The following is a 23,817-nucleotide window of genomic DNA, read 5'->3' as shown; positions in this document are numbered from 1 at the left end:
CGATACCGGTCCTGTATCGGGTGACGGGCTTGGCCAGGTCACACAGAGCCAGCCGGGTACGGTAGGCCCGGACGGCTAGCCTCCGACCGCACACCCGTGCGGGTCGGGACCGACGGAGAGGGCTGGTAGGGAACTATGGAAGAGCCGCGTCGCCTCGGCGGCCGGTACGAGCTGGGCCAGGTGCTCGGCCGTGGTGGCATGGCGGAGGTCTACCTCGCCCATGACACACGCCTCGGCCGCACGGTGGCGGTGAAGACGCTGCGCGTCGACCTTGCGCGCGACCCTTCCTTCCAGGCCCGGTTCCGCCGGGAGGCCCAGTCGGCCGCCTCGCTCAACCATCCCGCGATCGTCGCGGTCTACGACACGGGCGAGGACTACGTCGACGGGGTCTCGATCCCGTACATCGTCATGGAGTACGTCGACGGTTCCACCCTCCGTGAGCTCCTCCACAGCGGCCGCAAGCTGCTGCCGGAGCGCTCCATGGAGATGACCATCGGCATCCTCCAGGCCCTGGAGTACTCGCACCGCAACGGCATCGTGCACCGCGACATCAAGCCGGCCAACGTCATGCTGACGCGCACCGGCCAGGTCAAGGTGATGGACTTCGGCATCGCCCGCGCGATGGGCGACTCCGGCATGACGATGACGCAGACCTCCGCGGTCATCGGCACCGCCCAGTACCTCTCCCCGGAGCAGGCCAAGGGCGAGCAGGTCGACGCCCGCTCGGACCTCTACTCGACGGGCTGTCTCCTCTACGAACTCCTGACCGTACGGCCGCCGTTCGTGGGCGACTCCCCGGTCGCGGTCGCGTACCAGCACGTGCGCGAGGAGCCGCAGCCGCCGTCCGTCTTCGACCCCGAGATCACGCCCGAGATGGACGCGATCGTGCTGCGGGCCCTGGTCAAGGACCCCAACTACCGCTACCAGTCCGCCGACGAGATGCGCATCGACATCGAGGCCTGCCTCGACGGCCAGCCGGTCGCGGCGACGGCGGCGATGGGTTCGGTCGGCTACGGCGGCTACGGCGACGACCAGGCCACCACGGCCCTGCGCGCCGACCCCGGCGCCACCACGATGCTGCCCCCGATGAACCCGGACGACGGCGGCTTCGGCTACGACGACCGCCCCGACCGGCGCCGCCAGCAGAAGAAGAAGTCGAACACCTCGACGATCCTGCTGGTCGTGGCGGCCGTTCTGGTGCTGGTGGGCGCGATCCTGATCGGGAAGTGGGCGTTCAGCGGGAACACGGACAAGCCGTTCGCGGCCCCGAACTTCGTCGGCCAGACCTACGACGCGGCAAAGACCATGGCCGTCAACTCCGGCCTGAAGCTGGCCGAGCCCACCCGCAAGGCCTGCGCGAACGCGCCGAAGGGCAGCGTCTGTTCGCAGGACCCGAAGGCGGGTGTCGACGTCAACAAGGGCGACACCATCAACCTGGTCGTCTCGACCGGCGCCCCGAAGGTGGTCGTACCGAGCGTCCTCGGCCAGAACGTCGACGACGCCACCTCGACCCTTGAGGGCGACAAGTACAAGTTCGTCGTGAAGACGGTGCAGAAGGTGTCCGCCGAGGACCCGGGCACCGTCCTGGACCAGGACCCGAAGCTCGGCGCGGAGGTGGAGAAGGGCACCACCATCACCCTCACCGTCGCCAAGGCCCAGGCGAAGTCCACGGTCCCGGACGTCAGCGGCAAGAGCTGTGACGACGCCAAGGCGCAGATGACCGCGAACAACCTCGTGGGCAACTGCACCGAGGTCGACACCAGCGACCCGAACCTGGTCGGCAAGGTCGTCTCGACCGATCCGCAGGCCAACACCCAGGTCGACAAGAACTCCACGGTCAACATCCAGATCGGCAAGTCGACGCAGGTCCAGGTCCCGAACGTGGTCACCCAGACGGTGAAGAACGCCAAGCAGACGCTTCAGCAGCAGGGCTTCACCAACATCCAGTTCGCCGACGGCAGCGATCAGAGCGACAACGCGATCGTGACCGGGATCGACCCGGGCGCCGGCAACACGGTCGACCCGAGCAACACGACGATCACCCTCACCACCGTGAGTGTCGGAAACGGCAACAACAACGGCGGGAACAACGGGGGCTTCTTCGGGGGCTCGAACGGCTAGCGGTACCAGCGAGAGGCACGCGAGAGCCCCGGCACCCTGAGGGTGCCGGGGCTCTCGCGTTGCCGAGTGTGTCGTCGGGTCCTACCGCAGTTCCTTCGGCGGCGTCCGCGCGCTGTCCACCTTGTCGACCCGGACCAACTCGCCCCACACCACATACCGGTACCGGGACGTGTACACCGGTGTGCAGGTCGTCAGCGTGATGTAGTGGCCGGCCTTCTTCTTGCCGGACTCCACGGGGATCTGGGCGAGGGTCTTCACGTTGTACTTCGAGGTCTCGGGAAGGATGTCGTAGACCTTGTAGACGTACCACTTGTCCTTCGTCTCGAAGACGATCGGGTCGCCCTTCTTGAGCTTGTCGATGTTGTGGAACTTGGCGCCGTGGCCGTCGCGGTGGGCGGCGAGCGTGAAGTTGCCGGTCTTGCCGGTGGTGGGGAGGGCGGCCTTGACCGGGTCGGTGTAGTAGCCGGCGACGCCGTCGTTGAGGACGTCCGTCCCGGTGCCCTTCTCGACCAGGACCTCGCCGTTCTTCATGGCGGGCACGTGCAGGAAGCCGATGCCGTCCTTGGTGTCGAGCGCGCCGGGGCCGGTGTCCTTGTCCTTGGACCAGTTGTCGCGGACCTTGTCGGCCTGTTTGTCGGCCGTGCGGTCGGCGACGACGTTCGTCCACCACAGGGAATAGACGACGAACAGGCCGAGGATCAGGCCCGCCGTGATGAGGAGTTCACCGAAGACGCTGACCGCGGTCGCGATCGGGCCGGTGCCGCGGGCGCGGTCCGGCGGCGACGCGGGCGTGTCGGTGTGCTCTTCGGTGTCGTCGGTGGTCGCTGCCACGTTCATCTGCCCCTACTGGATGAGCGCATCCGGCTTGCCCTTGCTGCGCGGCCGTTCCTCGACCATCTTGCCCCAGACGATCAACCGGTACTTGCTGGTGAACTCCGGCGTACAGGTCGTCAGCGTGATGTAGCGGCCGGGTCGGGTGAAACCCGAGCCCTTGGGGATGGGGTCGATGACGCTGGTGTTGCTCGGCGACGTCACGGGCAGCGTCTTCGTCATCTTGTAGACGTAGTACGTGGTCTGGGTCTCTACGACGACCTCGTCACCGGGCTTGAGCTGGTTGATGTACCGGAACGGTTCGCCATGGGTGTTGCGGTGCGCGGCGAGCGCGAAGTTGCCGGTCTTGGCGTCCGGCATCGCGGTCTTGAGGGCGCCCTCGCTGTAGTGCCCGACCATGCCCTTGTCGAGCACGTTCTTGTTGCTGACGCCCTGGGCGATCGGCGCGACCACGTCCAGCTTGGGGATGTGCAGGATGGCGAAGCCCTGCCCGGGCTCGAACTCCCCGGGCGCGCGCTTGCCGCTCGCCCAGTCGTTCTGCAGCTGGCTCGCCTCGCTGCCGGCCTGCGCGTGCGCCCGTACGTTCGTCCACCACAGCTGGTAGGTGACGAACAGCAGCATCAGCACACCGGTGGTGATGAACACCTCGCCGATCGCGCGGCTCGCGACGACCGCGGGGCCCGGCTTGTTCGCCCGCTGCCGCCGTCGCGCCTCGACCCGCGAGACGGGCGCGGCGGAACCGCCGGACGCACCGACGGCACCGGATTCGAGCCCCTCGGCGGTCTCCTCCGCCGACCCGGCACCCCCATGACGCCCGTGACGGCCTTTGGCGGCCTTTCTGCGGGCCGCACGGCCACCCGTGGGGGTTCCTGTGGCGGAAGAGGCGGATGAGGCGTCAGACGCCGGTATGGACCGGCCGTGGCCACGCCGGACCGGCGGCGGCTCCGGTATCCGCAGCGCCATGGTCTCTTCGTCGACCGGACCGTACGGCACCCCGGACGCGCCCTGGGCGGACACGTCGTACCACTCCTCGAACCCGCCCGGCTCCCCGTACGGCTGCTCCCCGTACGAGGCCTCGGACTCGCGCTCGGGGCGCAGGGCGGTCACGCCGTGGCCCTACCCACCACCGGGGCGAGCCCCGCCGACCTCGCCACGGCACCCTGGTCGCCGCACTCCACCAGCCAGTTGGCCAGCATCCGGTGGCCGTGCTCGGTGAGCACCGACTCCGGGTGGAACTGGACGCCCTCGACGGGCAGTTCGCGGTGGCGCAGGCCCATGATGATGCCGTCGTGCGTCCGGGCGGTGACTTCCAGCTCGGCCGGGACCGTCGCCGGCTCGGCCGCCAGGGAGTGGTAGCGGGTCGCGGTGAAGGGCGAGGGCAGTCCGGCGAAGACGCCTCTGCCCTCGTGCTCGACGAGCGAGGTCTTGCCGTGCAGCAGTTCGGGGGCGCGGTCCACGACGCCGCCGTAGGCCACCTGCATCGACTGCATGCCGAGGCAGACGCCGAAGACGGGCACCCCGGTCGAGGCGCAGTGCCGCACCATCTCGATGCAGACGCCGGCCTCCTCGGGGGTGCCGGGGCCCGGCGAGAGGAGGACGCCGTCGAAGCCGTCCTGGGCGTGCGCGGTCGACACCTCGTCGTTGCGCAGCACCTCGCACTCGGCGCCCAGCTGGTACAGGTACTGGACCAGGTTGAAGACGAAGCTGTCGTAGTTGTCGACGACGAGAATCCGTGCACTCACTGGTTGTCCACCGTCACATCGTTGAAGGGCAGCAGCGGTTCGGCCCACGGGAAGACGTACTGGAAGAGGATGTAGACCACGGCCAGGGCCAGGACGAGCGAAATCAGCGCCTTGACCCACGCGTTGCCCGGCAGATGCCGCCAGATCCAGCCGTACATGCCGTCCCTTCCGTCGCACCACGGCATCCAGACTCACGCCGTACGCCACCAGACTAACGGCGCAGCGCGGCTGGTTTCCCGGCCTCCACAGGCTGTGTGGAGTCCAGGTGTGCCCAGACGATCAGCCGGTGGCTGTGCCCCCACTCCGGATCGCACGTGGTCAGCGTGAGATAGCGGCCCGAGGCCGTGTACCCGGACTTACGTGGCACAGGATCGATCACCTCAATGTCGGTGGGAACGGTTTTGTAAGGCCCTTTGTCGATCCGATACGTGAACCAGGTCGTCCCGTCGGTCAGGACGATCGCGTCCCCCTTGCGGAGCTCGGGAAAGTTCACGAAGGGGTTGCCGTAGGTCCGCCGGTGCCCGGCCACCGCGAAGTTCCCGACCTGCCCGAGTTGCGCGGTGCCGGCGTAGTGCCCGAGCCCCTTCTTGAGGGTGTCCACGGCCGTGTCCTCAAGAACCGGCTTGTTCCACGTGAAACCAAGCCGCGGGATGTACATGATCGCGAAGGGCTCGCCGTCCTTGTAGGCGGCCGGTTTCGCCGGGGCGGTGGGTGTGGGGGCCTGGGACGCCTTCGGGCGGGCGGTCTGCCGCGACCACTGGTTCTGCAGCTGATGGATCTGGTCGCTCATCGTGTGGTCGGCCTTCACACCGGTCCAGAAGAGCACGTAGACCACGAAGAGGACGATCAGGGTGCCCACGGTGATGCAGAGTTCGCTGACGCTCCTGACGATCACGCGCACCGGCAGCTCCCGTACGGACGCCTACTCCACTGGCTTCGCGTAGTGCAGATCCACTGTGCCCGAGTACCCCGGAAGAGTCACCGTCCCGTCGTCGGTCACTTTCCACCCGAGCCCGTAGACGTTGACGTACACCATGTAGTTCTGGATCGCCTTGGACGCCGCCAGCGCCTGCTGCAGCTTCCCCGGGTCGCCCACGGCCGTGATCTTGTACGGCGGTGAGTAGACGCGGCCCTGGAGGATCAGGGTGTTGCCCACACAGCGGACGGCGCTGGTCGCGATCAGCCGCTGGTCCATGACCTTGATGCCCTGGGCGCCGCCCTGCCAGAGGGCGTTCACCACGGCCTGGAGGTCCTGCTGGTGGATGACCAGGTAGTCGGGCTGCGGCTCGGGATAGCCGGGGAGCTTGGCGGTGGCGTTGGGCGGGGCGTCGTTGAGGGTGACCGTGACGGCCTTGCCCTTCAGCTTCTGCGCGCCCGCGCTCTGCTCCAGCTTCGTCAGCTTCTCGTCGTCGGCGCCCGTGCCGGTGTCGTCCTCCTTGCGGAGGGCGTCGACCTCGTCGCGCAGGACGCCGTTGGCGTCGTCGAGCCGGCCGTTCTTCTCGCTGCGGTTCTGGATGAGGTCGGACAGCTTCAGCAGGGAGGCGTCCGTGCGGATGTTGGTGCCCTTGGCGGTGTTGAAACTGGTGAAGAAGATGAGCCCCGCGAGGGCGAAGACGGCCACCGTGAGAATCCGCACGGGACGGAAACGGCGGATACCGGCAGGACTGGTACCCGTCCCGGGGGAGTCGGCAGAATTGCTCAACGTACCCTTATCTCCTTCGGCGCCGCGGAAGCACTACGCTAACGGACGCCCGGGGGAGCACTCAGTGTCCCCTTGTACGCTGCCCCGGAGCCCGCCCCAGTTCCCTGCGCGGCCACGCAGCGCATCGACAGGAGAGACCCTCGTGCCGAAGTCACGTATCCGCAAGAAGGCCGACTACACGCCGCCGCCGGCGAAGACGGCGACCGCCATCAAGTTGAACAGCCGTGCCTGGGTCGCTCCGGTCATGCTGGCCATGTTCGTCATCGGACTGGCCTGGATCGTCGTCTTCTACGTCACCGACGGCTCCATGCCCATCGACAGCCTGGACAACTGGAACATCGTGGTGGGCTTCGGCTTCATCGCCGCCGGGTTCGGTGTCTCGACCCAGTGGAAGTAGCTCTGCCCACGGCTTTCCACTGAGTTATCCACAGGCCAGAGAAGTATCCACAGCGGGCCTGGGGAAAAAGAACGACGATCTGTGGATAACCCACTGAGTGTTGACGCTGGTGTGACTGACACACCGGCAACCGCAAGCCTGTTCGCCCCCTGCCTGACCTGCAGAAACACAGGTCGGTGACAGGGGGCACAGCTGTTCTCCACGGTATGCACAAGATCCGCCACGCACTGTGGACAACGGTTTGATATCAGCTGAGCTGAGCCGTCCTGATCAGCGTCAACACCACGACGATCACGAGTACGACGGCACAGGTGCCGTACTGGATCAGGGCCCGCCGCTCGCGCGGGGCGTGGACCATCGCGTAGCCGGTGATGACTCCGGCTACGAGGCCGCCGATGTGGGCCTGCCAGGCGATGTTGCCCCAGCCGAAGGTGAAGATCAGGTTGATCACCAGCAGGGCGATGACCGGCCGCATGTCGTACCGGAGGCGGCGCATCAGAACGGCCGTCGCACCGAAGAGCCCGAAGATGGCGCCGGAGGCACCGAGCGAGGGCGAGTTCGAGGCGGCGAGCAGGTACGTGAGCGCGCTGCCCGCGAGGCCCGAGACGAAGTAGAGAGCGACATAGCGAGCGCGACCGAGAGCGGCTTCCAGGGGGCCGCCGATCCACCAGAGGCTCATCATGTTGAAGATGATGTGGATCGGGCTGGCATGCAGGAACATCGCCGTCAGCAGCCGGTACGGCTGGCCCTGTGCGATGCCCTCGACCGAGCCGAGGACCGGGACGTACGCCTGACCGATGAGGTCGAAGCGGTCGGTGAATCGGTCGCCCTTCACCATCTGGACCAGGTACACGGCGACGCAGATACCGATCAGGATCTTGGTGACGAGCCGCGGGTCCGCCGCCACCGTGCCGCCGGCGATCGTGCGGGGCTGGGCCGCGGTCGGGGCGTGGCCCGTGCCGGAGCCGCTGCGCACGCACTCCGGGCACTGGAAGCCGACCGAGGCGCTGACCATGCACTCGGGGCAGATCGGGCGCTCGCAACGAGTGCAGCGGATGCCGGTCTCGCGGTCCGGGTGGCGATAGCAGCCCGGCAGGCTCTGGGCGTCCGGGGGCCGCTGTTCCTCCGGGCCCTGCGGGCTGCCTGACGCCTGGTCCATGGGGTCCCCTCAATCCTTCGTACGCAATGCACCGCCCCGCCCATCCTTACGGATGAACGGGGCGTTTGGTTCCCGGCGGTAAGAGCAGATGTCGGCCCTAGCGGGTCTCGACGACGACCGACTCGATGACGACGTCCTGGAGCGGGCGGTCGGTGCGCGGGTTGGTCTGTGTGGTCGCGATGGTGTCCACGACCTTCTGGCTCGCCGGGTCGGTGACCTCGCCGAAGATGGTGTGCTTGCGGGTCAGCCAGGCCGTCGGGGAGACGGTGACGAAGAACTGCGAGCCGTTGGTGCCCGGACCGGCGTTGGCCATGGCGAGCAGATAGGGCTTGTCGAAGCGGAGCTCCGGGTGGAACTCGTCCTCGAACTGGTAGCCCGGGCCGCCGGTGCCGTTGCCCAGCGGGTCCCCGCCCTGGATCATGAAGCCGCTGATCACCCGGTGGAAGACCGTGCCGTCGTAGAGCTTGTCCTTGGACTTCTCGCCCGTCTCGGGGTTGGTCCACTCACGCTCACCCGTGGCGAGCTCGACGAAGTTCCGGACCGTCTTGGGAGCGTGGTTCGGCAGCAGCCGGACCTCGATGTCGCCAAGGTTGGTCTTCAGGGTGGCGTAAAGCTGCTCAGCCACGATCTGCCTTCCGTTGTCTTTCTGTGACCCCCAGATCTTCGCACGCCGATCGCGCCGAGTCGCCCGGTGGCCGAGGGCCTGTCCGGCGGGTCAGCTCGCAGAAATCCGGCCGAGTGACTCCGGGACAGGGGCAGGCGGCGGGGATCCGTGGCATTGTCGACGACAAGCCCCCGTTCCCCCAGTTCCCCCGTATTCATCCGCTATTACCCGTGATCGTGACCCGGATGCCCGCCCTCACATGCCCAGTGGCCCTCTGGCAGGCATGATCCCTATTTGGGTGGACAGACGAAGAAACGTACGCCACCGAGGAGGAGGAACCCGTGACCCGCATCGACAGCGTGCGCTCCGCGACCGGCTCGGCGAAGGACAGCGTGCTGCACGCCGCGGAAGTGGTGGCGCCCTACGCCGACACGGCCAAGGACAAGGCCGCGTTCTACGCCCACGAGGCACGCGTACGACTCGCGCCCAAGGTGTCCCTGGCCGCCGACCAGGCCCGTGTGCAGTACGACGCCCATCTCGCACCCCGCCTGGAACAGGCCCGCACCCATGTGCCGCCGAAGGTGGACCAGGCCGCCCAGGAGGCCGCCGTCCGCGCCCGCAAGGCCGCTCAGCAGGCCGCCGAGTACTCCCGGCCGCGGATCGAACAGGCGGTCGCCGCCGCCGGTCCGGTCAGGGACGAGGCCGCCGCGCGTGGCGCGGCGGCGCTCGCCGCGCTGCGCGGCCAGGTCTCGCCCCAGGAGATCCAGAAACTGGTCCGCAAGCACGAGCGGCGGGCGCGAGCCGGCCGGCTCGCGAAGGGGCTGGCGGTGCTGGGCATCCTGGCGGGCGGTGCTTTCGCCGCCTGGAAGTGGTGGGACAAGCAGGCCAACCCCGACTGGCTGGTCGAGCCCCCCGCCGCGACCGAGGTGCCCGAGACGGGCCGTCTCTCCTCGGTGGACGGCAGCGGTCAGTCCGTGCTCGACCCCGAGGTCCAGGCGAAGCAGGCCGAGGACGAGGCCGCGGATGCCGCGGACCGCGACGAGCACCGCTGACGTCCTGACATCAGACGCACCGTCAATATCGAGGTGGGGCAGGAGACTTGAGGGTCTCCTGCCCCACCTCGATGTTTCACGTGGAACAGTCCCACGGGCGGAGGGACTCCCTTGATTTACGCAAGCTGCCCGCGATGACGTTTGCAACGCCCCAGGTGAACAAGTACCGCAGGAACTCCCTTAACGGACCGCACACCCCTGATTACACGACCGTATTCAGCCAGCTCACACACGTCCCGCACATGGGAACACACCTTCCCCACACCGCGCCGACCGCCACCCCATCGCCCCGGTGGACCCCATCCGGCACCGATATTTGCGCAAACAACTGCAACGACAAGCCGCCGTTTATGTGACGCACGTCACCTCACGGGCACAAACAAACACCGGCCGGACGCCACTGAGGGCGACCGGCCGGTGCGGGATGTGGAGCCTAGGGGAGTCGAACCCCTGACATCTGCCATGCAAAGACAGCGCTCTACCAACTGAGCTAAGGCCCCGCTAGGGAAGCGTCCGACCGGCACAACCGGGCACCGGCGGGCTTCGGAGACCAGCGTACCGGGTCACCCCCGGTATCTCGCAAAAACTTGGGGCTCCCGGTGGACGACCACTCTCCGTAAGATGCTCGTCGTGGTTCGCTAGAGCGAACCGCGGTTTTGGGGAAGCGATGGGGAGACGCAATGGACGCCGCACAGCAGGAAGCCACCGCCAGAGCGCGGGAGCTGCAGCGGAATTGGTACGGGGAGCCTTTGGGGGCGCTCTTCCGTAAGCTCATCGACGATCTTGGCCTCAACCAGGCTCGTCTCGCGGGGGTGTTGGGACTGTCCGCGCCGATGTTGTCCCAGCTGATGAGCGGTCAGCGGGCGAAGATCGGCAATCCCGCGGTGGTGCAGCGGGTGCAGTTGCTGCAGGACCTGGCGGGGCAGGTCGCGGACGGCAGCGTGAGCGCGGCCGAGGCGACCGAGCGGATGGACGAGATCAAGAAGTCCCAGGGGGGCTCGGTGCTCAGCAACACCACGACCACGACAAGCAGTTCGGGAGCGCCCACGGTCAAACGGGTGGTCCGCGAGATCCAGTCACTGCTGCGCTCGGTGGCCGCCGCCGGCGACATCATCGACGCGGCCGACACTCTCGCCCCGAGCCACCCCGAACTGGCAGAGTTCCTCCGGGTGTACGGCGCCGGCCGTACCTCTGACGCGGTCGCGCACTACCAGTCCCACCAGAGCTGAGCACCACGGCCCGGCCGTCGATCGGGGGTTCGACAGCCGGGCGCACGGCAACTGCCGCACGGGGGACGCAAAGGGGAGTCGTATCGCTCGTCTCGGGGGAAGCAACGGAGGTAGCCGCAGGGGGAGGAGCGACGGACAGCCATGGGTGAGGTCTTCGCCGGCCGGTACGAACTGGTCGACCCGATCGGGCGCGGAGGTGTCGGCGCGGTCTGGCGCGCCTGGGACCACCGCCGGCGCCGCTATGTCGCGGCCAAGGTCCTGCAGCAGAGCGACGCGCACTCGCTGCTGCGCTTCGTACGCGAGCAGGCGCTGCGGATCGACCACCCCCATGTGCTCGCACCGGCCAGCTGGGCCGCCGACGACGACAAGGTCCTGTTCACCATGGACCTGGTGGCCGGCGGTTCGCTGGTCCATCTCATCGGGGACTACGGCCCGTTGCCCCCCGCATTCGTCTGCACACTGCTCGACCAGCTCCTCTCCGGCCTCGCCGCGGTGCACGCGGAAGGTGTCGTGCACCGGGACATCAAGCCCGCCAACCTGCTCCTCGAAGCCACCGGCACGGCCCGCCCACGGCTGCGGCTGTCCGACTTCGGCATCGCGATGCGGCTGGGCGAAGCGCGCCTGACGGAGACCAACCTCGTCGTGGGCACGCCGGGTTACCTCGCGCCCGAGCAGATGATGGGCGCGGAACCCGACTTCCCCGCCGACCTGTTCGCCGTAGGACTGGTGGCGTTGTATCTGCTGGAAGGGGCCAAGCCGGACTCCAAGGCGCTCATCCAGTACTTCGCCGAGCACGGGACTCCGGGGGCGCCCAAGAGCGTTCCCGAGCCGCTGTGGCAGGTCGTGGCGATGCTGCTGCAGCCCGATCCAGGGGCTCGCTTCCGGACGGCCACGGGGGCGCGCAAGGCGCTCGCGGCGGCCGTGGAACTCCTGCCCGAGCCCGGCCCCGACGACGAGTTGATCGAGATCTTCGACCAAGTGGGGCCGCTGCCAACGGGGTTCGCACCCGAGGGACCGCTGACGCGGGCTTCCGGGGTGGACACGGGGTCGACTCCGTCGCGCGCGACGAGACCCGACACGGATATCGGTACAGGTACGAACGGCACGGACTCCGGCCTCCTCGACCCGCGGCAGGACATCGTCTCCCAGCCGTCCACGTCGACACCGACCCCTACCCCCACCACGGCCCCGACCCCGATGTCGGACACCGGCAGCTTCCATCTGCCGCCCCCTCGGATTCCGCAGATGCCGCATGTCCTGCCCTCCCCCCAGCCGCGTGCCGAACCCTCTACTGCTTCATACACCGCCCAGGTCCCGCTGGTTCCGCCCCCCGCGCCGCCGTTTCCGCAGCACCATGGCAGGCGCGCCCGGCGGCGGCCCGGGCCGCCCGCGAAGGTGGCGATACCGGTCCTGCTGCTGGCGCTGGCCTGCTACGCGGTGGGGTTCTGGGCGCTGGCCCGCGTCTGACCGACGGGTGTCGGGAGGGATACGGCGGCTACATCGCGGTCCGGCGCCGGGCCGCCAGCGTCCACGCGCCGAGCGTCGCCAACAGCACGCTGCCCGCGCCGATCCCGGCCACCGCGAGCACCTTCATCGCGGTGTCGCCTCCCCCGCCGCTCCCTGTCACGGCCGCCGCGCGGTCCTGCGCGGTGACGTCGAAGGCGTTCCCGGGTTCGGACCGCCCCGCGTACCCGGGCCCCGCGTGCGCCGTACCGGCGACCCGCACGCGCAGCGTCACCTGGAACGGCCCCTGGCCGAAGTCGTCGGCCACCTGCGGGGCCAGGTGCACGACGAGGTAGTACGACCCGGCGAAGCGCATCCCGCTCTCGTGGTCGACGACGAAGTAGCGGTTGCGGTACTCGACGGGCGGCAGGGCTTCGAGAGCGGCCGATCTCGCACCGCCCTGATAGCTGACGCCCGCCTCGTCGACGGAGGCGCGCACGGGGTTGTAGAGCGCCAGGTCGAGCGCGCGGCTCACATAGCCGCTGCCCGCGTTCGAGGCCTCCAGGTCGGCGGTGGCGGAGAGCTGCTGGCCCCAGTCGACCGGCACCTTGTAGAAGAGGGTCCCGCCAGGGGTGATGTCGCCTCGCCACACGCCCTGTCCGACGGCGACCGCCCCGGCGAACCCCGAACCGCCCGCACGGTTCCTGGCCTCCCCCGTGGCGGGCTCGGGTGACGCGGAGTTCCAGTCCTGGGGCGCGTCGGAGGTACCCGCCTGGGTGAGCGGCGGTTCCGACACCACGGTGAGTTCCAGCCCCCAGGTGTCCGACGAGGAACTCGACGCGTCGACGCGTTCGACGGCCACGTAGTACTGGCCGTCCCCCTTGCACAGCGCGTTGCCCGTCTCCCGCACGGCCCAGGCGGCCACCGGGTGCGGGCTCCTGCTGGCCCCGAAGGTGGCGCTCCGGTGGGTGCAGGCGGTGCCGGCGGCGTTCTGCAGCGACACCCTGATGCCGTCGGTGGCGGCGACCGTGGTGCCGGCCGGAGGCACGGCGGTGACGGAGGCATAGACGTCGGACACGGCGTCGAGGGTGAGGCCGTAGTAGAGGGTGGCGCCCTTCGGAAGGGAACTCCGGTACGTCCCGCCGGTTTTCAGGCCCACGGCGTCCGCCGGACCGGTCGCGCCGTTGACGGCCCGGTCGCCCTTGTCGTACCCGTAGGAGCCGGGCGCCCCGGCCGCGGCGGCGGGCTGCCCCACCAGGGCGACGGTCGCGCACAGCACGGCGGCGACGACACCGGCACGTCGTACGGCCGCCCCGGCAACGGTCGTACGGCCGCCCTGTGCTCGCGTGCGCGTCCGCCACCACGCCGTACGCCGCCGCCCCATCACGCGCCACCCCTCGTCGTTGCTCCGGACGTGGCCCATCCTGCCCCGCACGCGCGCGTGGCATCCCGGCAATTCGTGCGAGCGTCCGAAACGCCCGGGTCGTGGCGGTCGTAACCGGGTTCGCGCGACAGCGCAACACAAAGCCCCGACCGCCAGGCGGTCGGGGCGTGCTCAGAACTGGATCTCGGTACTCACGAACCCGTGGGCACGGAGTCGGTCGCCTCCGTCCACAGATCCTGCTCGGCGCGATCCGCCTGGATCTGGCGGTACACGAGGAGCCCGCCGATGGCGGCCAGTGCGACCAGGAGAAGCTTCTTCACCGCGCGACCTCGTCTTTCCTTGACGTAGGGGACCTCTGTCGCCCGACTATACACACCGACCGAGACCGATCGGTGACCTGCCTCCGCGGCCAACTCCCGCCCGGGACAGCGCAGTAGAAGCGGATGGAACCGCTCCGATCGGAGGGTGATCACACCCCCACGGACCGTTAATTTGGCCCCGCTTCCTCCCTTTCCTTCACTTTTCAGGCCTCTTGCACCCATCCGAGTGGTGTTCATCAGAACATCGACGCGCCACGGCCGCCGGTCCCACACTTCGCGACGCCCATACACATCATGAGGAAAGTACGCAAATCGCCCAACCTGAAAGTGAGGGGCCATGACCCAGATCAAGGTCATGAAGCTGTGGACCGCCTTCGTCACCGCCTTCATCTCTCTGTGCACCGCGCTCGGACTCATCACGATCACCGCGACGGCCGCCACCGCGGCGACGCCCCGCTCCGGGGCGACCGGCACCAGCGCCACCGCACAGCCGACGGCACCGACGATCTCCCCCTGGTCCTTCACCAGGTCCCTGCCCCCCACGATGAAGCAGCGCATCCGGGCCGAGGCCCACGGCAAGTCCCCCAGTTGCCGCCACCGCCCGCCGACGGACGCGGACGAGGCCACGGAGACCACCGACTCCACCGAGCCGGCCCACACCGAGCAGACGGCCCCCCTGGCGGCCCCCCTCCAGCGCTGACGCCCGACACGCGCCACCTCACCGCTCACCCACCGCCCCGACATCTCTGACACAGCGGCGAACTTGCGTACAACGCTCCAGAGAAGACCCTGAAGACCCCCGGCCCGTCGCGGCCGGGGGTCTCTCACTGCTGTCGGCCTGCCGCTCCGCGCACGCCACTACTCGGCCATGTTGCCCCGGCGCTCTTGCAGGTCACCTGGTCTGCTGCTGCCATGTGTGGGGGGACGGCACATACTCGGGGGCGGGCCCATGGGCGATCTCACGGTGAAACCGTGGAAACGGCACGGCAAGGACCGGCTCTACGTGAACCTTCCGGACGGGACCACTGTCGCCTGGGCGGACCGGCCGACGAAGGTGGTCACGATCAAGGAGCAGCGGTATCAGGGGGAGGCCCTGGCCCTGCTGCGGCAGCATCTCGGCAGTTCGGTGACTCTTCGCCCCGCGCCCGGCGCACGCCCTGGAGAGGCTGTTCGGCGCCCCGAGCCACCCGCCCCGCGTCGCCCGACTGGGCCGGTGGAACTGCCCAAGGCGACCGTCGCCGACGATCTGGCGGAGAACCGTCCCGGTGCGGCCCTGATCGAGGCGATCGCCGCCCGTGGCCCGTCACCGGCGCGGAGGCTGTTGCTGAGGGTGCTGAGACGCCCCTCGGAGTGGGAGAGCTGGTACGTCGGGCTCGAAGGGGAACGGCGAGTGAGCCGGGAGTTGGCGCGGCTCGCCCCTCGCGGCTGGCGCGTCCTGCACGGCGTCCCCAAGGGCAACGGTGGTGACATCGACCACTTACTGATCGGCCCCGGCGGAGTCTTCAGCATCAACACCAAGTGCCACCAGGGCGCCTCGGTCTGGGTGGGCGACACCATGGCCAAGGTCAACGGGGGTCGGCCGGCCCCGTACGCCAGAGCCAGTAGGGCCGAGGCGGCCTACGTCCAGGGCGTGTTGGAGCGGCACTGCGGCTTCTCCGTCCCGGTGGAACCTGTCCTCGTCTTCGTCGGCGTGACCTCACTGCACCGCGCCGCGACGCAGTACACCGTACGGATCTACCAGGAGCGCGAGGTGTCGGCGCTCGGTCCCCTCACCGGCAGGCTCACGGCTGCGCAGATCGACCAGGTCTACGCCGTCGCACGACACCGCCGCGTCTGGCTGCAGTCCTGACCCACGGTTCAACGGCCGTAGACGCCAAAAACCCCCAACCACGATCGGTTGGGGGTCTTTGTGCTGGTGGGGCTAACAGGATTTGAACCTGTGGCCTCATCCTTATCAGGGATGCGCTCTAACCAACTGAGCTATAGCCCCGCCGCGCTGTGCGGAGTGTGTCCCGCGCGCTGACTCCTGAAGATTAGCGCACGACATGGGCAGTCCCAAAATCGATAGTCACAGGACCGCCGACGGAGGTTTCAACCCCCGTACACCCGCGTTCTCGTCGAACTTCTCACTCGTCCTCGGCGAGCGTCAGCTCGATGCCGCCGACGAAGCCGGCGGAGAGGTTGTAGATGAACGCGCCGAGGGTCGCGAGGGCCGTGGCGAGGACGACGTCGATGACCGCGATGATCCCCGAGAAGGTCAGGACGTGCGGGAGGGAGAGGAAGGACTGCAGGTCGAAGCCGTTCGACTCGTTCGATCCGGTCGCCTCCGAGATCGTGCCGCCGACCGTCGAGAAGACCCCCATCGCGTCCATGACCATCCACAGCACCGCAGACGCCACGACCGTGCAGATGCCCAGCGCGATGGAGAGCAGGAAGCTGACCTTCATCACCGACCACGGGTCGGCCTTGGCCACCCGCAGGCGTGCTTTGCGGGTGCGGGGCGCGGTGCGCGCGCCCGTGCGCGGACGCCGTACGGCACCGCTCTGGGCGGCGCCGGGCGGCTGCGTGGGGTAGGCCTGCGGCGGGTGGTACGGCCCGGCCGCCTGCTGCGACTGACGCTCACCGGGCAGCGGCGAACCCGGCAGCGGGGACGCCGTCGGCGGCGCGGCCGGTGCGGGCGGCTGGGGCGCCTGCTGCCCCTGGGCCGGAGCCTTGGCGCCGGCCCCGGCCGACTGCTGCTGCTGCTGCTGGGTGCCCGGACCTCGGGTGTCCGTCACAGTTCCCCCCTGGGATCCCTGGGATCCATGTGCGTCGGGCGCGTGCGAGTCGGCCTTCTTCACGTCGATCGCACGCAGTTGGGTCGTGTGCGGATCTGTCGCGTTCGCGGCGGAGCCACGGCCGCCGCCGTCCGTGTCCGTACCGGTCGATCCGGCGCCCGTGGCTCCGCTCACGATGACTCTCTCCTCGTGCTACTCGACCGAGGGTGCGTCACCCTCGTCCGTGCCGGTGGTCGCGACACCCTCTGCGGTCTCGTCGACGGCTTCGTCGCCGGCGACTTCCTCCGCCTCGGATCCCGCCTCGGCGTTACGAGCGATACCGACGACGGCATCGCGCTTGCCCAGGTTGATCAGTTGGACGCCCATGGTGTCACGGCCCGTCTCCCTGACCTCGTTGACTCGCGTACGAATCACACCGCCGGACAGCGTGATGGCGAGGATCTCGTCGGTCTCCTCGACCACCAGCGCGCCGACGAGAGAACCGCGGTCCTCGACGATCTTGGCGGCCTTGATACCCAGGCCGCCGCGACCCTGGACGCGGTACTCGTCGACGGCGGTGCGCTTCGCGTACCCGCCGTCTGTGGCAGTGAACACGAACGTACCGGGTCGAACAACATTCATCGAGAGAAGCTGGTCGCCCTCGCGGAAACTCATGCCCTTGACACCGGAGGTGGCACGCCCCATGGGGCGCAGGGCGTCGTCGGTCGCGGTGAACCTGATCGACTGTGCCTTCTTGCTGATCAGCAGCAGATCGTCCTCGGACGAGACGAGTTCGGCGCCGATCAGTTCGTCGTCGGAACCGTCCTCCGTCTCACGGAGATTGATCGCGATGACACCGCCGGAACGGGGCGAATCGTAATCCTTCAGAGGCGTCTTCTTCACCAACCCTCCCTTGGTCGCGAGGACCAGGTAGGGCGCCGCCTCGTAGTCGCGGATCGCGAGGATCTCCGCGATCGCCTCGTCCGGCTGGAAGGCGAGCAGGTTCGCCACGTGCTGCCCGCGCGCGTCACGGCCGGCGTCCGGGAGTTCGTACGCCTTCGCGCGGTAGACGCGGCCCTTGTTGGTGAAGAACAGCAGCCAGTGGTGCGTGGTCGACACGAAGAAGTGGTCGACGATGTCGTCTTCCTTGAGCTTCGTGCCGCGTACGCCCTTGCCGCCGCGCTTCTGGGAGCGGTAGTCGTCCGCCTTGGTGCGCTTGACGTAGCCGCCGCGCGAGATGGTGACGACGATGTCCTCTTCGGCGATGAGGTCCTCGATGGACATGTCACCGTCGAAGGGCACCAGCATCGTCTTGCGGTCGTCGCCGAACTTCTCGACGATCGCGGCGAGTTCCTCGCTGACGATGCCGCGCTGGCGGACCGGGGAGGCGAGGATCGCGTTGTACTCGGTGATCTTCGCCTGCAGTTCGTCGTGCTCCTGGATGATCTTCTGGCGCTCCAGGGCGGCCAGTCGGCGGAGCTGCATCTCCAGGATGGCGTTCGCCTGGATCTCGTCGATCTCCAGGAGCTCCATCAGGCCCGTGCGCGCGATCTCCACGGTGTCGCTGCGCCGGATCAGCGCGATGACCTCGTCGATGGCGTCCAGGGCCTTCAGGAGGCCACGCAGGATGTGCGCCCGCTCCTCGGCCTTGCGCAGCCGGAACTTCGTACGGCGGACGATGACCTCGATCTGGTGCGCCACCCAGTGCCGGATGAACGCGTCCAGGGAGAGGGTCCTCGGCACCCCGTCGACCAGGGCCAGCATGTTGGCGCTGAAGTTCGACTGCAGATCGGTGTGCTTGTAGAGGTTGTTCAGTACGACCTTGGCGACCGCGTCCCTCTTGAGGACGATGACGAGGCGCTGGCCGGTACGGGACGACGTCTCGTCGCGGACGTCCGCGATGCCGCCGACCTTGCCGTCCTTCACCAGGTCGGCGATCTTCTGCGCGAGGTTGTCGGGGTTGGTCTGGTACGGCAGTTCCGTGACCACCAGGCACTGGCGGTTCTGGATCTCCTCGACCTCGACGACCGCGCGCATGGTGATCGAGCCGCGCCCGGTGCGGTACGCCTCCTCGATGCCCTTGCGGCCGACGACGAGCGCGCCGGTCGGGAAGTCGGGGCCCTTGATGCGCTCGATCAGCGCGTCGAGCAGCTCCTCGTGGGAGGCCTCGGGGTTCTCCAGGCACCACTGGGCGCCCGCCGCGACCTCACGGAGGTTGTGCGGCGGGATGTTGGTGGCCATGCCGACCGCGATGCCCGCCGAGCCGTTGATCAGCAGGTTCGGGAAGCGGGCCGGCAGGACGGTCGGCTCCTGGGAGCGGCCGTCGTAGTTGTCCGTGAAGTCGACGGTCTCCTCGTCGATGTCACGGACCATCTCCATGGACAGCGGCGCCAGCTTGCACTCGGTGTAGCGCATGGCGGCGGCGGGGTCGTTGCCCGGGGAGCCGAAGTTGCCGTTGGAGTCCACCAGCGGCATCCGCATCGACCACGGCTGCGCGAGGCGGACCAGCGCGTCGTAGATCGAGGAGTCGCCGTGCGGGTGGTAGTTGCCCATGACGTCGCCGACGACACGGGCGCACTTGTAGAAGCCCTTCTCGGGCCGGTAGCCGCCGTCGTACATGGCGTACAGGACGCGGCGGTGGACGGGCTTGAGGCCGTCGCGGACGTCGGGCAGGGCGCGCGACACGATGACGGACATCGCGTAGTCGAGATACGAGCGCTGCATCTCCGTCTCAAGCCCTACGGGCTCGACGCGCTGGGCGATGATGGCGCCCTCTTCAGGCGTGCTGGGAGTGTTCTCGTCGGCCATTGCTGGTGGGGATCCTTCCTGGTGCGGTCAGCTGAGACCGACTCAGATGTCGAGGAAGCGGACGTCCTTGGCGTTGCGCTGGATGAACTGGCGGCGCGCCTCGACGTCCTCGCCCATGAGGACCGAGAACAGGTCGTCGGCCTGCGCGGCGTCGTCCAGGGTGACCTGGCCGAGGACGCGGTGCTCCTGGTCCATCGTGGTGATGCGCAGCTCCTCGGCGTTCATCTCGCCGAGACCCTTGAAGCGCTGGATCGAGTCTTCCTTGATGCGCTTGCCGTTCTGCCGGCCCAGCTCGATCAGGGCGTCGCGCTCGCGGTCCGAGTACGCGTACTCGAAGTCGTCACGGCCCCACTTGATCTTGTAGAGCGGGGGGCGCGACAGGAACACGTGCCCGGCCTCGACCAGCGGCCGCATGAAGCGGAACAGGAAGGTCAGCAGCAGGGTGCTGATGTGCTGTCCGTCGACGTCGGCGTCCGCCATCAGGATGATCTTGTGATAGCGCAGCCTGGCGATGTCGAAGTCCTCGTGGACCCCGGTGCCGAAGGCGGAGATCAGTGCCTGGATCTCCTGGTTCTGCAGGATCTTGTCGATCCTGGCCTTCTCGACGTTGAGGATCTTTCCTCGGATCGGGAGGATCGCCTGGTACTGCGGGTTCCGGCCGGACTTGGCCGAGCCGCCGGCGGAGTCACCCTCGACGATGAAGATCTCGCACTTGGTGGGGTCGTTCGACTGGCAGTCGGACAGCTTGCCCGGCAGGGACGCGGTCTCCAGGAGGCCCTTGCGACGGGTGAGGTCGCGGGCCTTGCGGGCCGCCACGCGCGCGGTGGCCGCCTGGATGCCCTTGCGGATGATGTCCGAGGCCTCGTTCGGGTTGCGGTCCAGCCAGTCGTTCAGGTGCTCGTAGACGGCCTTCTGTACGAAGGTCTTCGCCTCGGTGTTGCCGAGCTTGGTCTTCGTCTGGCCCTCGAACTGCGGCTCGGCCAGCTTCACCGAGATGATCGCGGTCAGACCCTCGCGGATGTCGTCGCCCGTGAGGTTGTCGTCCTTCTCGCGGAGCAGCTTCTTGTCGCGCGCGTACTTGTTGATCAGTGACGTCAGCGCGGCCCGGAAGCCCTCTTCGTGCGTGCCGCCCTCATGCGTGTGGATGATGTTGGCGAAGGAGTACACACCCTCGCTGTAACCACTGTTCCACTGCATGGCGACCTCAAGGGAGAGGCTCTTCTCCTTGTCCTCCGCCTCCAGGTCGATGACGGTCGGGTGCACCACGTCCCCCTTGCGGGAGTTGAGGTACGTCACGTAGTCGACGATGCCGCCCTCGTAGTGGTACGTGACGGTCTTGACCTCGTCCTTCTCGTCCGCACCCGCCTCGTCGGCACCGGCCGTGGCCTTCGCCAGCTCGCGCTCGTCAGTGAGTTTGATCGTCAAACCCTTGTTGAGGAACGCCATCTCCTGGAAGCGCCGCGACAGCGTCTCGAAGGAGTACTCGGTGGTCTCGAAGATGTCCGGGTCGGCCCAGAAGGTGACCGAGGTGCCGGTCTCGGACGTGGCCTCGTGCTGCGCGAGCGGGGCCGTGGGGACGCCCAGCTTGTAGTCCTGGGTCCAGCGGTAGCCGTCGGTCCTGACCTCGACGGCGACCCTGCTGGACAGCGCGTTCACTACGGAGACGCCCACGCCGTGCAGACCGCCGGAGACCGCGTAGCCGCCGCCCCCGAACTTGCCGCCCGCGTGCAGCACGGTCAGCACGACCTCGACGGCGGGCTTGCCCTCGGACGGGACGATGCCCACCGGGATGCCGCGGCCGTTGTCGATGACGCGCACGCCGCCGTCGTGAAGGATCGTGACGTCGATCGTGTCCGCGTGGCCGGCCAGCGCCTCGTCGACGGAGTTGTCGACGACCTCCTGCACCAGGTGGTGCAGGCCTCGCTCACCGGTCGAGCCGATGTACATACCGGGTCGCTTGCGGACCGCGTCCAGCCCTTCGAGGACGGTGATCGCGCTGGCGTCGTACGAGCCGGTGACCTCGCCGTTCGAGGAGTGAGCCTCGCCGTCGGCGCCGGCGTCGGTGGACGGGATGTTCTCGTTGGGGTTGCCGGAATCGGCCACGAAGCGCCCTTTCTGGCACAGCACAAGCCAGGCTCCCGGCGGTTGGCCGGAGCGGCTGCGGCGTGTTGCGTTGGTAAGCCTTAGTCAGCGTTGCTCGGTGTGTGTCCCACAAGTGGGGCGGGATTGCTTCCAGTCTACCGGTAGCGCCGACAGTGATGGGGGTTTGCCGGTACCTGAGTCCGCATGTGCCGCCCTCAACCGGTCTCTCCCGACTCCCCATATGCGGAACGGGGCTCAAAGAGGCTTACAGCGGCACTCAGCGCTTCCGGGTATGAACCCTTTGCTACTCCTGGGTCAGGTCGCTGTTCGCAACCGCGTCCGGTTGCCCGCCGACACCCGCACTGTGATGTCGGTCACCCATAGGTGTCGCCGGGACCCGTGCTGCCGGGAGCCCGCAGCGGGCCGTAGCGGCGGGGCGGTCCACCGGGGTTGAGCACCTTGATCAACCTCACGGTGCCGTGCCCCAGGTCCTCGTTGAGCCTGGCCACCAGGGTGGGCGTGAGGTGCCGCAACTGGGTCGCCCAGGCCGTGGAGTCGCACTGCACGACCAGCACCCGCTCGTCCTCGTCGTACCGCTCCGGTACGCAGTGCTTGGCCAGGTCCTCGCCGACGATCTGCGGCCAGCGGCCCATCACACCGCCCACCGCGGCCGGCGTCTCCCAGCCGCGTTCGTTCAGCAGCCGGTTGATCGCAGCGCCGAGCGCCATCGGGTCGCGGCCGTCGGCGCGCGCGCCGGAGCGCAGGCCCCCGCGCCGCGCCTGCTTCTTCTGCTGCGCCGCGTCCCCACGCGCGCGTGCCTGTTCCTTCGCGGCGCGCAGCGCCACGCGCGCGAGGTCGACGCCGGAGGGCTCGGCGGCCTTCGGGAGTACAGGTTCGTCCTCGGTGCTCATACGCGCTCCACCGCCCCCTCCGCCACGCTGTACCGCGTCCCGGCCAGCACATGCGGTACGTCGTCGTCGACCGCCGCCGTCACCAGCACCTGCTCACCGGGCGCCACCAGCTCGGCCAGCCGCTCCCGGCGGCGCGTGTCCAGCTCGGCGAACACGTCGTCGAGCACGAGCACCGGCTCATTGCCCTCGGCCCTGAGCAGGTCGTACGAGGCGAGCCGCAGCGCCAGCGCGTACGACCAGGACTCCCCGTGCGAGGCGTATCCCTTGGCGGGCATCTGACCGAGTTTGAGAATCAAATCGTCCCGATGCGGTCCTACGAGGGTGACGCCCCGCTCGATCTCCTGCTTGCGTGCCTCCGCGATCGCCGCCATCAGCTGCTCGTAGAGGTCCTCGCGGGTGTGCGCCTCACCGGGCGCCGACGGCTTGTACTCCAGCGCCACCGGGCCGCCGCCGGGCGCCAGTTGCTCGTACGCCTTGTCGGCGAGGGGCTGCACCGCGGCGATCAGATCGAGCCGCTGGGCGAGCAACTCGGCCCCCACGCGCGCGAGATGCTGGTCCCACACGTCGAGCGTGGACAGGTCCATCGACCGCCCGCCGTGCCGCCGCGCCAACGCGGCCGACTTCAGCAGGGTGTTGCGCTGCTTGAGCACCCGCTCGTAGTCGGACCGCACACCGGCCATACGCGGCGACCGCGCGGTGATCAGCTCGTCGAGAAAACGCCGCCGCTCCCCGGGATCCCCCTTCACCAGGGCGAGATCCTCGGGCGCGAACAGCACGGTCCGTACGATCCCCAGCACGTCCCGGGGCCTGACCTGCGAGGACCGGTTGATGCGGGCCCGGTTGGCGCGGCCGGGGTTCAGCTCCAGCTCGACCAGCTGCTGCCGCTCGCCCTGTCTGACCTGCGCCCGGATGATCGCGCGGTCGGCGCCCACCCGGACCAGCGGGGCGTCGGAGGAGACGCGGTGGCTGCCCAGGGTGGCGAGATAGCCGATCGCCTCGACGAGGTTGGTCTTGCCCTGCCCGTTGGGGCCCACGAACGCGGTGACGCCGGGGTCGAGCGGAACGTCGACCCCGGCGTACGAGCGGAAGTCGGCCAGCGACAGATGCGTGACGTGCATGGTCGTTCGCCGACCTCCCCCAGGTTGTGGATCCACGGGCCCGGGGCCTGTGGATCTGTGGATTACTTGGTCTCGACGGCGTGGCCGCCGAACTGGTTGCGCAGGGCCGCGACCATCTTCATCTGCGGCGAGTCCTCCTGGCGGGAGGCGAACCGCGC

General features: G+C 68.6%; 22 protein-coding genes, 2 tRNA genes and 1 pseudogene. 7 read left to right on the top strand and 18 right to left on the bottom strand.

The genetic code is table 11. The features are described from left to right. The first annotated feature begins 135 nt into the window (after positions 1 to 135). Positions 136 to 2,121, top strand: a complete 1,986-nt coding sequence (pknB, locus tag ACIBJH_RS20400) for a Stk1 family PASTA domain-containing Ser/Thr kinase (protein WP_399118226.1) — start codon at positions 136 to 138, stop codon at positions 2,119 to 2,121. A gap of 81 nt (positions 2,122 to 2,202) precedes the next feature. Here pknB and ACIBJH_RS20395 read toward each other — a convergent pair whose 3' ends face one another. From ACIBJH_RS20395 to ACIBJH_RS20370, 6 genes are read right to left on the bottom strand one after another with little or no spacing between them, the layout of a single operon-like run. Then, positions 2,203 to 2,958: a class E sortase gene (locus ACIBJH_RS20395; protein WP_399118225.1), complete on the bottom strand. Its 756-nt coding sequence runs from the start codon at positions 2,956 to 2,958 to the stop codon at positions 2,203 to 2,205. A gap of 6 nt (positions 2,959 to 2,964) precedes the next feature. Further along, complete coding sequence (locus ACIBJH_RS20390) at positions 2,965 to 4,059, bottom strand: class E sortase (protein ID WP_399118224.1); 1,095 nt, start codon at positions 4,057 to 4,059, stop codon at positions 2,965 to 2,967. Continuing rightward, positions 4,056 to 4,694 (bottom strand): aminodeoxychorismate/anthranilate synthase component II, encoded by a 639-nt coding sequence (locus ACIBJH_RS20385; RefSeq protein WP_043675957.1) that lies wholly within the window; start codon positions 4,692 to 4,694, stop codon positions 4,056 to 4,058. The genes ACIBJH_RS20390 and ACIBJH_RS20385 overlap by 4 nt, the downstream gene beginning before the upstream one ends. Continuing rightward, positions 4,691 to 4,879 carry a hypothetical protein gene (locus tag ACIBJH_RS20380; RefSeq protein WP_200713825.1) on the bottom strand — a complete coding sequence of 63 codons (189 nt, stop codon included), beginning with the start codon at positions 4,877 to 4,879 and terminating at the stop codon, positions 4,691 to 4,693. Before ACIBJH_RS20380 ends, ACIBJH_RS20385 begins: the two co-directional genes overlap by 4 nt. 26 nt (positions 4,880 to 4,905) lie before the next feature. Beyond that, complete coding sequence (locus tag ACIBJH_RS20375; protein ID WP_399118223.1) at positions 4,906 to 5,595, bottom strand: class E sortase; 690 nt, start codon at positions 5,593 to 5,595, stop codon at positions 4,906 to 4,908. Positions 5,596 to 5,616: 21 nt separating this feature from the next. Then, positions 5,617 to 6,396: a DUF881 domain-containing protein gene (locus ACIBJH_RS20370; RefSeq protein WP_399118222.1), complete on the bottom strand. Its 780-nt coding sequence runs from the start codon at positions 6,394 to 6,396 to the stop codon at positions 5,617 to 5,619. A 142-nt stretch (positions 6,397 to 6,538) separates the two neighbouring features. On the opposite strand from ACIBJH_RS20370, the gene crgA reads away from it, so the two are divergent. Then, positions 6,539 to 6,793: a cell division protein CrgA gene (gene crgA, locus ACIBJH_RS20365; RefSeq protein WP_019073554.1), complete on the top strand. Its 255-nt coding sequence runs from the start codon at positions 6,539 to 6,541 to the stop codon at positions 6,791 to 6,793. A 247-nt stretch (positions 6,794 to 7,040) separates the two neighbouring features. Here the strand turns inward: crgA and ACIBJH_RS20360 are convergent, their stop codons facing one another. Both ACIBJH_RS20360 and ACIBJH_RS20355 read right to left on the bottom strand, forming a co-directional pair. After that, positions 7,041 to 7,952, bottom strand: coding sequence for a rhomboid family intramembrane serine protease (locus ACIBJH_RS20360; RefSeq protein WP_399118221.1), 912 nt, complete (start codon positions 7,950 to 7,952; stop codon positions 7,041 to 7,043). Between the two features lie 97 nt (positions 7,953 to 8,049). Further along, positions 8,050 to 8,577, bottom strand: a complete 528-nt coding sequence (locus ACIBJH_RS20355; RefSeq protein ID WP_399118220.1) for a peptidylprolyl isomerase — start codon at positions 8,575 to 8,577, stop codon at positions 8,050 to 8,052. Between the two features lie 320 nt (positions 8,578 to 8,897). Here ACIBJH_RS20355 and ACIBJH_RS20350 point away from each other — a divergent pair, with 320 nt between their 5' ends. After that, positions 8,898 to 9,608, top strand: coding sequence for a DUF5324 family protein (locus ACIBJH_RS20350; RefSeq protein WP_399118219.1), 711 nt, complete (start codon positions 8,898 to 8,900; stop codon positions 9,606 to 9,608). A 427-nt stretch (positions 9,609 to 10,035) separates the two neighbouring features. On the opposite strand, the gene ACIBJH_RS20345 is transcribed toward ACIBJH_RS20350, so the two are convergent. Further along, a tRNA-Ala gene (locus tag ACIBJH_RS20345) sits at positions 10,036 to 10,108 on the bottom strand. A 180-nt stretch (positions 10,109 to 10,288) separates the two neighbouring features. Here ACIBJH_RS20345 and ACIBJH_RS20340 point away from each other — a divergent pair. Both ACIBJH_RS20340 and ACIBJH_RS20335 read left to right on the top strand, forming a co-directional pair. Further along, positions 10,289 to 10,837: a DNA-binding protein gene (locus ACIBJH_RS20340; RefSeq protein ID WP_019073558.1), complete on the top strand. Its 549-nt coding sequence runs from the start codon at positions 10,289 to 10,291 to the stop codon at positions 10,835 to 10,837. 141 nt (positions 10,838 to 10,978) lie between these two features. After that, positions 10,979 to 12,304 (top strand): serine/threonine-protein kinase, encoded by a 1,326-nt coding sequence (locus tag ACIBJH_RS20335; protein WP_399118218.1) that lies wholly within the window; start codon positions 10,979 to 10,981, stop codon positions 12,302 to 12,304. Positions 12,305 to 12,332: 28 nt separating this feature from the next. Here the strand turns inward: ACIBJH_RS20335 and ACIBJH_RS20330 are convergent, their stop codons facing one another. Both ACIBJH_RS20330 and ACIBJH_RS20325 read right to left on the bottom strand, forming a co-directional pair. Continuing rightward, on the bottom strand, positions 12,333 to 13,703 hold the full coding sequence (locus ACIBJH_RS20330) for a hypothetical protein (protein WP_399118217.1): 1,371 nt from the start codon (positions 13,701 to 13,703) through the stop codon (positions 12,333 to 12,335). Between the two features lie 152 nt (positions 13,704 to 13,855). Beyond that, positions 13,856 to 13,984, bottom strand: coding sequence for a DLW-39 family protein (locus tag ACIBJH_RS20325; RefSeq protein WP_003999697.1), 129 nt, complete (start codon positions 13,982 to 13,984; stop codon positions 13,856 to 13,858). Between the two features lie 337 nt (positions 13,985 to 14,321). On the opposite strand from ACIBJH_RS20325, the gene ACIBJH_RS20320 reads away from it, so the two are divergent. Together ACIBJH_RS20320 and ACIBJH_RS20315 are read left to right on the top strand one after the other, a co-directional pair. Then, positions 14,322 to 14,684, top strand: coding sequence for a DUF6344 domain-containing protein (locus ACIBJH_RS20320; protein ID WP_399118216.1), 363 nt, complete (start codon positions 14,322 to 14,324; stop codon positions 14,682 to 14,684). A 249-nt stretch (positions 14,685 to 14,933) separates the two neighbouring features. Then, complete coding sequence (locus ACIBJH_RS20315) at positions 14,934 to 15,833, top strand: nuclease-related domain-containing protein (RefSeq protein ID WP_399118215.1); 900 nt, start codon at positions 14,934 to 14,936, stop codon at positions 15,831 to 15,833. A 64-nt stretch (positions 15,834 to 15,897) separates the two neighbouring features. Here ACIBJH_RS20315 and ACIBJH_RS20310 read toward each other — a convergent pair. The 7 genes and pseudogenes from ACIBJH_RS20310 to ACIBJH_RS20280 form a co-directional block, all read right to left on the bottom strand. Next, positions 15,898 to 15,974: transfer RNA gene (locus tag ACIBJH_RS20310), tRNA-Ile, on the bottom strand. A 136-nt stretch (positions 15,975 to 16,110) separates the two neighbouring features. Beyond that, a complete protein-coding gene (locus tag ACIBJH_RS20305) occupies positions 16,111 to 16,935 on the bottom strand; it encodes a DUF3566 domain-containing protein (RefSeq protein WP_399118214.1) in 825 nt (274 codons plus the stop codon). An 18-nt stretch (positions 16,936 to 16,953) separates the two neighbouring features. Further along, entirely contained in the window at positions 16,954 to 19,548 is a 2,595-nt protein-coding gene (gyrA, locus tag ACIBJH_RS20300) for a DNA gyrase subunit A (protein WP_399118213.1), read from the bottom strand. 42 nt (positions 19,549 to 19,590) lie between these two features. Further along, positions 19,591 to 21,651 carry a DNA topoisomerase (ATP-hydrolyzing) subunit B gene (gene gyrB, locus ACIBJH_RS20295; protein WP_399118212.1) on the bottom strand — a complete coding sequence of 687 codons (2,061 nt, stop codon included), beginning with the start codon at positions 21,649 to 21,651 and terminating at the stop codon, positions 19,591 to 19,593. 353 nt (positions 21,652 to 22,004) lie between these two features. Next, positions 22,005 to 22,541 carry a DUF721 domain-containing protein gene (locus ACIBJH_RS20290; protein ID WP_399118211.1) on the bottom strand — a complete coding sequence of 179 codons (537 nt, stop codon included), beginning with the start codon at positions 22,539 to 22,541 and terminating at the stop codon, positions 22,005 to 22,007. Continuing rightward, positions 22,538 to 23,659 (bottom strand): DNA replication/repair protein RecF, encoded by a 1,122-nt coding sequence (recF, locus tag ACIBJH_RS20285; RefSeq protein WP_399118210.1) that lies wholly within the window; start codon positions 23,657 to 23,659, stop codon positions 22,538 to 22,540. Before recF ends, ACIBJH_RS20290 begins: the two co-directional genes overlap by 4 nt. Before the next feature lie 62 nt (positions 23,660 to 23,721). Then, positions 23,722 to 23,817 (bottom strand): annotated as a pseudogene (locus ACIBJH_RS20280) (6-phosphogluconate dehydrogenase); the annotation flags it as partial.

It is taken from the genome of Streptomyces sp. NPDC050548, from assembly GCF_044457385.1.
In the GTDB taxonomy this organism is placed as follows: Bacteria; Actinomycetota; Actinomycetes; order Streptomycetales; family Streptomycetaceae; genus Streptomyces.
Note: the sequence above shows the minus strand (reverse complement) of the source record. Positions and strands in the feature narration are given on the sequence as shown.